This is a genomic window from Flagellimonas aequoris (assembly GCF_003584165.1).
GTDB lineage: Bacteria > Bacteroidota > Bacteroidia > Flavobacteriales > Flavobacteriaceae > Flagellimonas > Flagellimonas aequoris.
In genome coordinates this window covers 5,001-17,452 of record NZ_QXFJ01000015.1, presented here as the reverse complement: position 1 = coordinate 17,452, position 12,452 = coordinate 5,001, and the positions used below count along the sequence as shown (strand labels likewise).

9 protein-coding genes (1 of these 9 only partly in view) are annotated in these 12,452 nt (G+C 44.3%); 4 read left to right on the top strand and 5 right to left on the bottom strand.

The features are described 5' to 3' along the window. The first annotated feature begins 10 nt into the window (after positions 1–10). A complete protein-coding gene (locus D2U88_RS05625; RefSeq protein WP_119639328.1) occupies positions 11–739 on the top strand; it encodes a LytR/AlgR family response regulator transcription factor in 729 nt (242 codons plus the stop codon). An 11-nt stretch (positions 740–750) separates the two neighbouring features. On the opposite strand, the gene D2U88_RS05620 is transcribed toward D2U88_RS05625, so the two are convergent. The 5 genes from D2U88_RS05620 to nhaD are packed head-to-tail and all read right to left on the bottom strand — an operon-like array spanning position 751 to position 5,373. Then, positions 751–1,962, bottom strand: a complete 1,212-nt coding sequence (locus D2U88_RS05620) for a bifunctional folylpolyglutamate synthase/dihydrofolate synthase (RefSeq protein WP_119639327.1) — start codon at positions 1,960–1,962, stop codon at positions 751–753. Then, a complete protein-coding gene (locus D2U88_RS05615; protein ID WP_119639326.1) occupies positions 1,962–2,840 on the bottom strand; it encodes an energy transducer TonB in 879 nt (292 codons plus the stop codon). Before D2U88_RS05615 ends, D2U88_RS05620 begins: the two co-directional genes overlap by 1 nt. Then, positions 2,840–3,226 carry an ExbD/TolR family protein gene (locus D2U88_RS05610; RefSeq protein ID WP_119639325.1) on the bottom strand — a complete coding sequence of 129 codons (387 nt, stop codon included), beginning with the start codon at positions 3,224–3,226 and terminating at the stop codon, positions 2,840–2,842. Before D2U88_RS05610 ends, D2U88_RS05615 begins: the two co-directional genes overlap by 1 nt. Before the next feature lie 9 nt (positions 3,227–3,235). Continuing rightward, on the bottom strand, positions 3,236–3,928 hold the full coding sequence (locus D2U88_RS05605) for a MotA/TolQ/ExbB proton channel family protein (RefSeq protein WP_119639324.1): 693 nt from the start codon (positions 3,926–3,928) through the stop codon (positions 3,236–3,238). A 59-nt stretch (positions 3,929–3,987) separates the two neighbouring features. Further along, positions 3,988–5,373, bottom strand: coding sequence for a sodium:proton antiporter NhaD (gene nhaD / locus D2U88_RS05600; RefSeq protein ID WP_119639323.1), 1,386 nt, complete (start codon positions 5,371–5,373; stop codon positions 3,988–3,990). 236 nt (positions 5,374–5,609) lie between these two features. Between nhaD and D2U88_RS05595 the strand changes: the two genes are divergently transcribed. The 3 genes from D2U88_RS05595 to D2U88_RS05585 form a co-directional block, all read left to right on the top strand. After that, positions 5,610–6,752, top strand: coding sequence for an acyl-CoA dehydrogenase (locus tag D2U88_RS05595; protein WP_119639322.1), 1,143 nt, complete (start codon positions 5,610–5,612; stop codon positions 6,750–6,752). 308 nt (positions 6,753–7,060) lie between these two features. Beyond that, positions 7,061–11,566 (top strand): glutamate synthase large subunit, encoded by a 4,506-nt coding sequence (gene gltB, locus D2U88_RS05590; protein ID WP_119639639.1) that lies wholly within the window; start codon positions 7,061–7,063, stop codon positions 11,564–11,566. 8 nt (positions 11,567–11,574) lie between these two features. Beyond that, positions 11,575–12,452, top strand: partial view of a glutamate synthase subunit beta gene (locus tag D2U88_RS05585; protein WP_119639321.1) — the 5' portion only. Its footprint extends 589 nt past the window's final position; 878 of the gene's 1,467 nt are visible here — the first part of the coding sequence; the start codon lies at positions 11,575–11,577; its stop codon lies off the right edge, out of view.

The window sequence follows — 12,452 nt, the reverse complement described above, 5'->3', positions numbered from 1 at the left end:
AAGTGACCCCATGAAGTGTATCATTATTGACGACGAGCCCTTGGCAATCGATGTTTTGATGGATTATTGCCGAAAATTGGATTTTGTGGAACTGGAAGGCACGTTTACCAATCCCTTGGAGGCCATTTCTGTGATCAAGGAGAAAAAGATCGACCTTATCTTCTGTGATATTGAAATGCCACAGATCAACGGTATCGATTTTATCACTTCATTGGACAACACTCCCATGTTCATCTTTACAACGGCCTATTCACAATACGCCGTGGAAGGTTTCAACCTGAATGCCATAGACTATTTGGTAAAACCCATACCGTACAACCGTTTCATAAAAGCCATATCACGTGCCAAGGAGATTATGGCCTATAAAAAAACATCGGTAAACGATAATGTTTTTCCTTCCCATGGCGAAGCAGCGAGCACCACTCCAAAATACATTTTTGTGAAGGCGGAATATGAAAGTGTGAAAATTGATCTGGACAATATCGAATACATACAAGGGCTGAAAGACTATTTGAAAATCCACGTAACTGGAACCAATAAGGCCATTCTGACCCTAATGAGTTTCAAGGAAATTTTGGACAAACTCCCCAACCATCAATTTTTAAGGGTACATAAATCGTTTGTGGTGAACATCAGTTGCATCCGAACAGTACAGCGCAACCGGATTGTCATCAACGATGTGAGGATTCCCATCGGGGAAAGCTACAAATCCAGTTTTTTCCACATGCTGGGGCTATAAAACAGCTTTGGTCAAACCACCTCGGCGACTACAAAGGTACTTCCTCCCACATAGATCATATCATCTTTTGCCGCGTTGGCCAGGGCCTTTTTCAAACCCTTTTTAACGGATTTATAGGTCCTACCTTGCAGTTCCTCCTCGGCGGCCAATTTTTGCAAAATATCCACATCCATCCCGCGTGAGATGTCGGGGCGTACAAAATAATAGTGGGCATCCTTTGGAAAGAGAGCCAGTACACCCTTTACATCCTTATCACTCACAAATCCAAGTACAATATGCAGTTTCTTGAACGGCTGTTTGGCGATTTGCGAAATTACCCATTGCAGACCTTCTTTGTTATGTGCCGTATCGCAGACCACCAAAGGATTTTGTTGCAATATCTGCCACCTTCCCATGAGTCCCGTGTTCGCCACAACGTTCTTTAGGCCTTCCGAAATAGCCCTTTCGGGGACATCAAAATGTTCCAATTGTTTAATCGTGGCTACCACACCCCTCATATTGTTCTGTTGATAATCCCCCAGCAGATCAGTGGTATATTCCAATTGGCCCAAAGTATCGGCAAAAACAATTTTGGACCGAAGCTGTCGGGAAATCAAGGTGAAGATGGTCTCCGTTTCAGGTTGGCGTTCACTGATCACTACAGGAATTCCTGGTTTGATGATCCCTGCTTTTTCCAGAGCAATTTTTTCGAGGGTATCTCCCAAAATATGGGTATGGTCCAGCCCAATATTGGTGATCAGGGATACTTCCGGGGTTATGATATTGGTTGAATCGAGACGACCGCCCAATCCGACTTCCACAACGGCAACATCTACTTGCTCCATGGCAAAATAAGTGAAGGCCATCCCAACCGTCATTTCAAAAAAAGAAAGCTTGTGGTACTCCAAAAAAGCCCTGTGATCGGCTATAAAATCCTTCACAAAACCTTTATCCGCCATTTGGCCATTGATCTTGATGCGTTCCCTAAAATCCTTAAGATGTGGCGATGTGTAAAGACCTACTTTATACCCTGCCTCCTGAAGAATAGAGGCCAACATATGGCTGCTGGAACCCTTGCCGTTGGTGCCCGCCACATGTATACTCTTGAATTTATGTTCCGGATTGGCCAAATAACTGGAAAAGTGGATGATGTTATCCAATTTGGCATTCAGGGCTACGATACCTTTTTGTTGGTACATGGGGAGCTGGGAAAACATCCAGTCTAAGGTTTCCTTATAGGTCACTACTGCCCCAGTTTAAAGTTGATCACCACAAAACCTATTTGTTGGGCGGGTGCTTTTGAATCGGAGTTCCATTTATAGAGTAATGCTGTTTTTCTAGCTGGTTCCAAAAGACATGGTGAATTGTTGGTAGTTCCTTTAACACCAGGCTCAGCTTTGATTACCTTACCTGACCTATCAACAGTAATTCTTACCCAAACTACACCCTCTTCATTACATTCCTGCGAAACTTTTCCCTGATTCGATAGAGTTCTTCCACTTAACCCATAACCAGAACCTCCATTTCCAACTCCTGGCGCACCATAATAAGTAGGTGCATAGGGGTCGCCATCCGGATTACCCTTATCACCAGGTTTGTTATCATCTCCCTCGCTTCCCGTACTGGTCCCATCGGATTTACCAATACCACCAATCAAGGCATCGATGTTCTTTTTCTTGGCTTCCTGTTCCTGACGTTGCTTTTCTTCCGCATCCCGTTTTTCCTTTGCAATACGTTCTGCTTCAACTTTGGCCTTTTCTGCAGCTTCGTCCGCTTTTCGCTTGGCCTCTTGCTGTTGTTTGATCTTTATGGATTCCTCATCGTTACTGGTCAAAACCTTCTCCACAGGTGCCTCTTCGGCAACTACTTCTTGTGGTTTCACGGGCTCTACCTGCTCCACAGGTTCGCTCACCACTTCTTTGGGTTCAGATTTGACTTTTTCCTTGGGCTGTACTTCACCACTTCCAAAGTCCATGGTGCCAAAATTTACCGCAATACCGTTCTCAATGGGAGGGTCTAAATACGTAAGGCCTATGTAGAAAAGCAATAGCAGTAACCCACTCAACAAAAGTGTTGTGAGTGTAAAGGATTTTTTCTTGTGTCTCGTATCTAAAAATGACATTATTTTGGCCGCACTGCCAAGATAACCTTGTAATTGTTCCTATTGGCAATATCCATCACGTTAACCGCTTCTTTGATGGCCACGTTTTCTTCTGCCCTTAAGATGATAGTAGGCTTTTCTTGACCTTCAAGTGCCTTTTTTAGTTCAATTTCAATGTATTCCTTGTTGATCTGCTCGTTGTTCACAAAATATTTCAGGTCCTTGTTAATGGTGACCGAAACATTTTGCGTATTGGTGGATTTCCCTTTCGCTTTGGGCAAAAGTAAGTCCAGGGCATTTGGCGCATTGGAAGTCAACATGAAGAACACCAACAACAGAAACACAATATCTGTCATGGACGACATGCTAAACTCCGGGCTGATTTTGTTCCTTCCCTTTAGTTTCATAACAGAATACTATATGGGTTCGTTCAACAAATCCAAAAACTCTACGGCATTGGCTTCCATTTGGTGGACTACCTTGTCCGTTCTGTTCACCAAGTGGTTATAGCCGATGTAAGCAATGATACCCACAACCAAACCGGCCACCGTAGTGGTCATCGCCGTGTAGATACCTGACGCCAAAGAACCCATCTCGGCCTGGCCACCGCTGCTTGCCATTTCGTGGAAAGCCAAAATCATACCGATTACGGTACCCAAAAACCCGATCATGGGCGCAGCACCTGCTACCGTTGCCAAAACGCTGACGTTCTTCTCCAACTTGTAGACTTCCAGTGTTCCCGCATTTTCTATGGACGTGTTGATATCATCCAAAGGCTTGCCTATTCGAGCAACCCCTTTTTCGATCAAACGGGCCACAGGCGAATCGGTCTGTGCACAAAGCAATCTAGCTGCTTCCAACTTACCGTTCATGACATGGTCACGAATCTGGTTCATGAAGTTCTTGTCAATCTTTGACGCAGCCTTTATGGCAAAAACACGTTCAAAATAAATGTACAATGCTACGAAGAGAAGTACAAAAAGCACCATAATAATTACAATACTTGCTGTTCCCCCGTTTACAATAAGGTCCATTACGGAAAGGGTCTTTTCTTCTGAAATAGAGGCTACTGCCTCAGCTCCCTCCGCTGCTTCTTGAAAAATAATCATATAGAATCCCCAATTTTAGTTGCAATAATAACGGAGATTTTTGACCTAAAGTATTTTCTTTAGAACAAATTTCGCATGATCATGAAGCAAATGGCCCCACCGATAAAACCTAAAAAGGCCAACCATGAGATTTTTCTCAAGTACCAGAAAAAGTCAATCTTCTCCATACCCATGGCCACAACCCCTGCTGCGGATCCAATGATCAACATACTACCACCGGTACCTGCAGAGTAGGCAATGAAGTGCCACAATTGGTCGTTCATGGGCTCGGAGAACATCCCCAAACTGGCGGCCACCAAAGGCACGTTGTCTATTACAGCAGACCCAACCCCAAGTAACAAAATGACCAAATCCGATACGTGGGTACTGGACATCTCAGTACCGATCATAGGCATCCCCTGCTTTAATCCTTCGGCAAAGTTGAACAACAAGCCCAAGGATTCCAACGCGGCAACGGCCATCAAGATTCCCAAGAAAAAGAGAATACTGGGCAACTCGATCTTGGTCAAAGCCTTGTGCACCGGACTATGGTGGGAGGCTGCATCGCTTTCCTCATCCACATTGGAAATGGAGAATTTGGCACTACTGAAAATTTCTGCAAAAGTAGAAACCACAGCAAGGGAAAGCATCATTCCCACATAAGGGGGCAAGTGTGTGATCGTTTTGAAAATGGGCACGAAAATGATGGCACCCAAACCTAAATACAACATTTTTGCACCAAACCTTGATTTTGGCGGTTCTTCCTCTTCTGCATCGATCTTTCCTTTGAAAACAGGAAGGAACGAAGCAATAAGCGATGGGATGACCATACACAACATAGAGGGAAGCAATAAATGTTCAATAAGATTGGCCGTGGTCACCTTTTTACCGATCCAAAGCATGGTCGTGGTCACATCACCAATCGGTGACCATGCCCCTCCGGCATTGGCAGCAATGATAATCAAACCGGCATACCAAATCCTGGTATCCCTGTCCTTAACGATTTTTTGAAGAATGGAAATCAAAACGATCGTAGCGGTAAGGTTGTCAATGATTGCGGAAAGAATAAAGGCCAAGAACGAAAATATCCAAAGGATTTTCTTCTTACTCCTAGTCTTTACAAAAGTCTTTATCGTGGAGAAACCATCAAAATAGTCAATGATTTCCACAATGGTCATAGCCCCCAAAAGGAACACCAAAATCTCGGAAGTCTTACCTAAATGATGGAGCAAGGTTTCTTCCAAGAGCTCCAATTTTTCGGCATGCCCAAAAGTATTGAAGTTCTCCATCAAATGGTGCTCACTTGAATCGAACCAACTCGTAAATCCATCCAACCCAAAGGCAATCAAGGCCCAAAGAACGGCCATCATGGCCAAGGCAGGAATAAGTTTATCTATTTTTAAGTTGTGTTCGAGGGTTATTGCCAAATATCCAACGACAAAAACAACAACTAAGAGGGTTTCCATGTTAAGTTTGGTTTAATTAAGGAATTATTTTTTTGAAGTAGTTATCTATGGTGCTAAAGATATTCAAAATGAGTTTTTCCGCATAATCTTATTGGCATAAAATATTGTGAAATTGGGAGATTGCCTACAAATACTCCATTGTAATTTACATCATTCTCATTTAATTGATGAAAATCATGTAAAATTCCCATTGTAAAAGTATATTTGTGGGTCATTTTTAGTTATTTTTCAGTTTTATGGATTTTACACTTTCCGAAGAGCAATTGATGATCAAACAGGCGGCCAAGGATTTCGCCCAATCCGAGCTTCTCCCTGGAGTAATAGAGCGCGATGAAACCCAAACATTTCCCAATGAGTTGGTCCAAAAAATGGGACAGCTGGGCTTTTTGGGAATGATGGTCAACGAAAAATATGGAGGTAGCGGGCTCGATACCCTTTCCTATGTCTTGGCCATGGAAGAACTTTCCAAAGTGGACGCCTCGGCATCTGTTATGGTATCCGTGAACAATTCATTGGTCTGTTGGGGGCTCGAAACCTATGGAACCGAAGCACAGAAAGAAAAATACTTGACCCGACTGGCCTCCGGTGAGATCATTGGCGCATTTTGCCTTTCGGAACCTGAAGCTGGGAGCGATGCCACCTCACAAAAAACCACGGCCATCGATAAGGGAGACCATTACATATTGAATGGTACCAAAAACTGGATCACCAATGGCAACAGGGCCGAAGTATACCTCGTAATCGCCCAAACCCATGTGGAAAAAGGCCATCATGGCATTAATGCCCTAATCGTTGAAAAAGGCATGGAAGGGTTCGAAATCGGTCCCAAGGAAAATAAATTGGGCATTCGGGGAAGTGACACGCACTCCCTGCTCTTCAACGATGTTAAGGTTCCTAAGGAAAACCGTATCGGCGAAGATGGCTTCGGGTTCAAATTTGCCATGAAAACACTCGCTGGGGGTAGGATCGGAATTGCTGCCCAAGCCCTGGGTATTGCAGCTGGAGCCTATGAACTGGCCCTTCAATATTCCAAGCAACGCAAAGCCTTTGGAACAGAAATTGCCAACCATCAGGCCATAGCCTTCAAATTGGCCGATATGCATACCAAGATCCAAGCAGCACGTCATCTGGTATATCAGGCGGCCTGCGATAAGGATGCCAAAAGAGATTACACTTTATCCGGGGCCATGGCCAAGCTTTATGCTTCCGAAGTTGCCATGGAAACCGCCATTGAAGCCGTTCAGGTACATGGCGGGAATGGATATGTAAAGGATTACCATGTGGAGCGTCTGATGCGCGATGCAAAGATCACACAGATTTATGAAGGAACCTCGGAAATCCAGAAAATTGTCATATCGAGGAGCATTTTAAAAGATTAATATTTTTCACACCCCTCCAAAAAGAGGGGTTTCTTTTTTAAAATGACATTTTGACTAGGTTCACCCCTACTACCGAAAAGGCAGAGGGCAAAATAGCATCCCAAATTGTGGCAAAGCCTCCATTGGACATAGGGATATGAAGCTATTTGACCAGGGAATTTATGATAATGATAATTTAACATTCCATTAATTCCTAAATTGAATATAATTCAACCCTTACTTCAATACGTTGATTATTTATCTGATAATCAGTAAATATCTTATTGTTTGTTCATCATATTTGATATTTTTGAAGAAATACCTTAATGATGAAATTGGAAAGACAGGGTTTATACCTACCAGAATTTGAGCATGATAACTGTGGCGCAGGTTTCATTTGTAGCCTTAAAGGAAGAAAATCCAACGATATAATTCATAAGGCCCTTGAGATTCTTGATAAATTGGAACACCGGGGAGCCGTAAGCGCCGATGGTAAAACTGGCGATGGAGCAGGTATCCTTATTGATGTTCCCCATGATTTTTTCAGTGATGTCTGCAAATTCAGTCTCCCTGAAGCAGGTGAATATGCCGTGGGTAACGTTTTTCTCCCCCAAAAGGCGAATCAACGCGATTTTTGCATCAAGGTCCTTGAAGAGAACATGGAAAAACAAGGACTACAGTTGTTAGGCTGGAGGGATGTACCGGTAAACCGCTCCGTTCCAGGCAGGATCGCTGCGGAAACTGAACCATATGTCATGCAGGTATTTATCGGCAAGGGAGAGGCCTTGGACGATTTCCAATTCAACTTGAAACTTTTCATAGCCCGCAAGATTACCGAGCACACCATTATAGAAAGTAAACTGTCGCAAAGTCCATTTTTCTATTTGCCCAGCCTTTCCACCAAGATTATCATTTTTAAGGGACTTTTGGTACCAAAGGACATCAGCAAATATTATGAGGATCTTTTGGATCCAAGGGTTGTGACCCGTTTGGCCTTGGTACACCAACGTTTTTCCACAAATACCTTCCCTACATGGGATTTGGCCCAACCTTTCCGATACATGTGCCACAATGGGGAGATCAACACTTTGAGGGGCAACGTATCGCGTATGCGCTCCCGCGAAGAATTGATGAAAAGTGATTGGTTCGGGGAGGATATCAAAAAAATACTTCCCATTGTGCTCCCAGGCAAATCCGATTCTGCCAGTATGGACATGGTGGTGGAACTGTTGTTGATGACAGGTCGTTCCCTTCCGGAAGTGATGATGATGCTGGTGCCCGAAGCTTGGGAAAAGAACCCTGAAATGTCCGAATCCAAAAAGGCATTTTACGAATACAACAGCTGTTTGATGGAACCTTGGGACGGTCCGGCATCCATTCCCTTCACCGATGGAAATTATATCGGTGCGGTTTTGGACAGGAACGGACTTCGCCCCTCCAGATATTCGGTAACCAAAAAAGGTTATGTGATCATGTCCTCCGAAACCGGAGTGGTGGAATTGGACCCCGAGGATATTGAATTGCATGGTAGGTTGGAACCCGGAAAAATGTTCTTAGTGAACATGGAAGAAGGCAGGATCGTGAACGATGAGGAAATCAAGGAAGCCATTGCCAAGAAATATCCCTATAAAAAATGGTTGAAGGACAATTTGGTCCACCTGCGCGATATTCCTTATAATGATTGCCCAGTTTTCTTTGGCGAATTCCCTTTGAAAACAAGAAGGGCCGCTTTTGGTTTTACGCATGAGGATATCAACACCATCATCATGCCTATGGCCAAGCAAGGCAAGGAGCCCATTGGATCCATGGGATCGGATACACCTATTGCTGTTCTTTCTGAAAGGCCCCAATTGATCTATAATTATTTCAAGCAACTTTTTGCACAGGTGACCAACCCACCTTTGGACGGAATCCGCGAAGAGTTGATCACCGACATCAGCCTTACTTTGGGTAGTGACCACAATATTTTCGAATTTTCCGAACTACACTGCCGAAAATTGAAGATCCAGAATCCGGTCATCTCGAAAGAAGACTTGGATAAAATCAAAAATTACGATGCCAGTCCAGATTACAAAGTGGTCTCCATTTCCATCCTTTATGAAATAGCTAAAGGACACAATGGACTGGAAGAGGCTTTGGACTCCATTCTTTCACAAGCTGTAAAAGCCATTGACGAGGGTGCCAACATCATCATCCTTTCCGATAGGATGGTAAGCACCGAAATGGCCGCTATTCCAGCACTTTTGGCCTGTTCATATGTGAACAGCGGCTTGCAAAAACTGGGGAAACGTTCCAAGTTGAGCATCATCATAGAATCTGCTGAACCACGTGAGGTGCATCATTTTGCACTGCTTTTCGGTTTTGGGGCAAGTGCCATCAACCCCTATTTGGTCAATGAGATCATCGGGGAGCAGATCACAGAGAACAATATCACAGAATTCACTTTTGAGGAAGCCATCAAAAATTACAACAAAGCCATCGGTAAAGGCATCTTAAAGGTGATGAACAAAATTGGGATTTCCACCTTGAATTCATATCGAGGTTCCCAACTATTCGAATGCATCGGCATTAACACCAAGGTGGTGGACAAGTATTTCCCCAATACCCCCACTCGCATCCAGGGCATAGGACTGTATGAAATTGAGAAGGAGATTGCCAAACGCCATAATAAGGCATTCAAGAATCAGGAATTAGCAGCCAATCTCGACATTGAGGTTGGTGGCGAGTACCGTTGGAGAAGGAATGGTGAAAAACACATGTTCAACCCATTGACTATTGCCAAACTTCAGAAATCGGTACGCAATAACGAGCCGGAGACTTACAAAGAGTATTCCGAATTGGTCAATGAGCAATCGAAAAACTTGATGACCATCCGTGGTTTGTTTGAATTTTCAAACTATGATCCCATTCCCATTGAGGAAGTAGAACCTTGGACCGAAATCGTAAAAAGGTTCAAGACAGGGGCCATGTCCTACGGAAGTATCAGCAAGGAAGCACATGAAAATCTTGCGATTGCCATGAACCGTATCGGTGGAAAAAGCAATTCAGGTGAAGGTGGAGAAGACCCGGCTCGTTTCTATAGAAGTCAGACTGGCGACTGGAAAAACAGCGCCATTAAACAGGTAGCTTCGGGCAGGTTCGGGGTAACCTCCAATTATTTGGCCAATGCCCAAGAAATCCAGATAAAAATGGCCCAAGGGGCAAAACCTGGGGAAGGTGGTCAATTGCCAGGACCAAAAGTAGATCCCGCTATTGCCAAAACACGAAATTCAACCCCTTATGTGGGATTGATCTCTCCACCACCCCACCACGATATTTACTCCATTGAGGATTTGTCCCAATTGATCTACGACCTGAAATCGGCCAACCGCGAAGCGAGGATCAATGTGAAATTGGTTTCCGAAGTGGGCGTGGGTACCGTAGCCGCAGGGGTAGCCAAGGCCAAGGCTGATGTGGTATTGATCTCAGGTTTTGATGGCGGTACAGGGGCATCTCCATTGACCTCATTGAAACATGCAGGCTTGCCATGGGAACTTGGGATCGCCGAGGCACAACAAACCCTTGTCTTGAACGATCTTCGAAATAGGGTAGTCCTAGAATGTGACGGACAATTGAAAACCGGAAGGGATGTGGCCATAGCCTGTCTCTTGGGAGCTGAGGAATTTGGTTTTGCCACGGCACCTTTGGTGGCATCGGGCTGTATCATGATGCGTGTGTGCCACTTGAATACCTGTCCAGTAGGCATCGCCACCCAAAATCCTGAACTACGCAAAAAATTCCAGGGCAAACCGGAACACGTCGTCAACTATATGTATTTTGTAGCCCAAGAATTAAGAGAGATTATGGCCAAGCTTGGCTTTAGGACCATTAATGAGATGGTAGGTCAAGTACAAAAACTGGATAGAAACAAGGCTATTGCCCATTATAAAGCTGCAGGTATCGACCTAACCCCTATTTTATATCAGGTTGATGTTCCCGAAGGGACCAAATTCTACAATACACAAAAACAGCATCACGATATCATGGATTCCATTGAGTTTGGTATCATTGCGAAAGCGCACCCTGCCCTTTTCAGGAAAGAAAAGACGTCTTTGGATTTTCCGATCCATAACACCGATAGGGCGGTCGGGGCCATCATCAGTAATGAAATCTCAAAAATCTATGGAGCAGATGGCTTACCAGACAACACCCTTAAATTGAACTTTACGGGTTCCGCTGGACAAAGTTTTGGTGCGTTTGCCACCAAAGGGCTCACCATGGTGGTCAATGGAAACACCAACGATTATTTGGGCAAAGGACTTTCGGGTGCAAAATTGGTCATCAAGGTTCCGTTTAAATCCACCTTTAAACCAGAGGACAATATCATCATCGGAAACGTTGCACTTTATGGGGCCACTTCAGGAGAAGCCTATATCAACGGTAAGGCCGGGGAACGTTTCTGTGTACGAAACTCAGGGGCCAAAGCGGTGGTGGAAGGCATCGGTGACCATGGATGCGAATACATGACCGGTGGTGTCGCCGTAATCTTGGGTGCCGTTGGAAGAAACTTCGGCGCTGGTATGAGTGGCGGTATTGCCTATGTTTATGACAAAGATGGTACGTTCGAGAAAAAATGTAATGGTGAGGCACTTAACCTCCTTCCCGTTGAGGAATCCAACGACATTGCACAACTTAGGGAATTAATCGAGAACCACTACAATGCAACACTAAGTCCATTGGCGCAGGATATATTGGAAAACTGGGAAAAAGTGCTACCCAAGTTCGTCAAGGTATTTCCTGAGGAATACAGACAGGCCCTTATCCGATTGGAGCAAGAAAAAATGCAAACCTTATAATTTGACAGATGGGAAAGATTACAGGATTTATGGAATTTGACAGGAAAGTGGAAGGTTATGCCCCTGTTGAAGAACGCATCAAAAACTATAAGGAGTTCACGGAGCCACTCAAAGAAAATGAGCTCAAGAACCAAGGAGCGCGCTGCATGGATTGTGGTATCCCTTTTTGCCATAGTGGATGTCCACTAGGTAATTTGATTCCCGATTTTAACGATGCGGTTTATCAAGGGAAATGGCAAAAAGCGGCCAAAATTCTGCATTCAACCAATAACTTTCCGGAGTTTACAGGAAGATTATGTCCCGCACCTTGCGAGGAAGCTTGTGTTCTAGGTATCAATGAAGACCCCGTTTCCATCGAAAATATCGAGAAGAACATTGTGGAGACCGCTTTCAAGAACGGTTGGATCCAACCCGAACCTCCTTCTAAAAGAACTGGAAAAAAAGTAGCCGTCATTGGTTCCGGACCTGCAGGTCTGGCAACCGCACAACAACTAAACCGTGCCGGCCACGAGGTAACAGTTTTTGAACGGGATGAAAAAATAGGAGGACTATTGCGCTATGGCATTCCTGATTTTAAGATGGAAAAAAATGTCATCGACAGACGTTTGAAGGTAATGAAGAAGGAAGGCATCGAATTTAAAACAGGAGTTCACGTTGGTGTTGATGTAACAGCTACTGAACTAAAGCAGGATTTTGATGCCATTGTGCTTTGTGGTGGTGCCACAGTACGCCGTGGGCTGCCCATACCAGGTTCCGATTTGAAAGGGGTAGTTCAGGCCATGGATTTTCTTCCACAGAACAATCGCAAGGTGGATGGAATACCTTACAAAGGCGAGGAACTAACTGCCAAAGGCAAAAAAGTAATCGTTATTGGTGGAGGTGATAC

Coding starts and splice junctions, on each gene's coding strand:
- D2U88_RS05605 (WP_119639324.1), bottom strand. CDS start 3,928: ATGATTATTTTTCAAGAAGCAGCGGAGGGAGCTGAGGCAGTAGCCTCT.
- D2U88_RS05595 (WP_119639322.1), top strand. CDS start 5,610: ATGGATTTTACACTTTCCGAAGAGCAATTGATGATCAAACAGGCGGCC.
- D2U88_RS05625 (WP_119639328.1), top strand. CDS start 11: ATGAAGTGTATCATTATTGACGACGAGCCCTTGGCAATCGATGTTTTG.
- D2U88_RS05610 (WP_119639325.1), bottom strand. CDS start 3,226: ATGAAACTAAAGGGAAGGAACAAAATCAGCCCGGAGTTTAGCATGTCG.
- nhaD (WP_119639323.1), bottom strand. CDS start 5,373: ATGGAAACCCTCTTAGTTGTTGTTTTTGTCGTTGGATATTTGGCAATA.
- gltB (WP_119639639.1), top strand. CDS start 7,061: ATGAAATTGGAAAGACAGGGTTTATACCTACCAGAATTTGAGCATGAT.
- D2U88_RS05615 (WP_119639326.1), bottom strand. CDS start 2,840: ATGTCATTTTTAGATACGAGACACAAGAAAAAATCCTTTACACTCACA.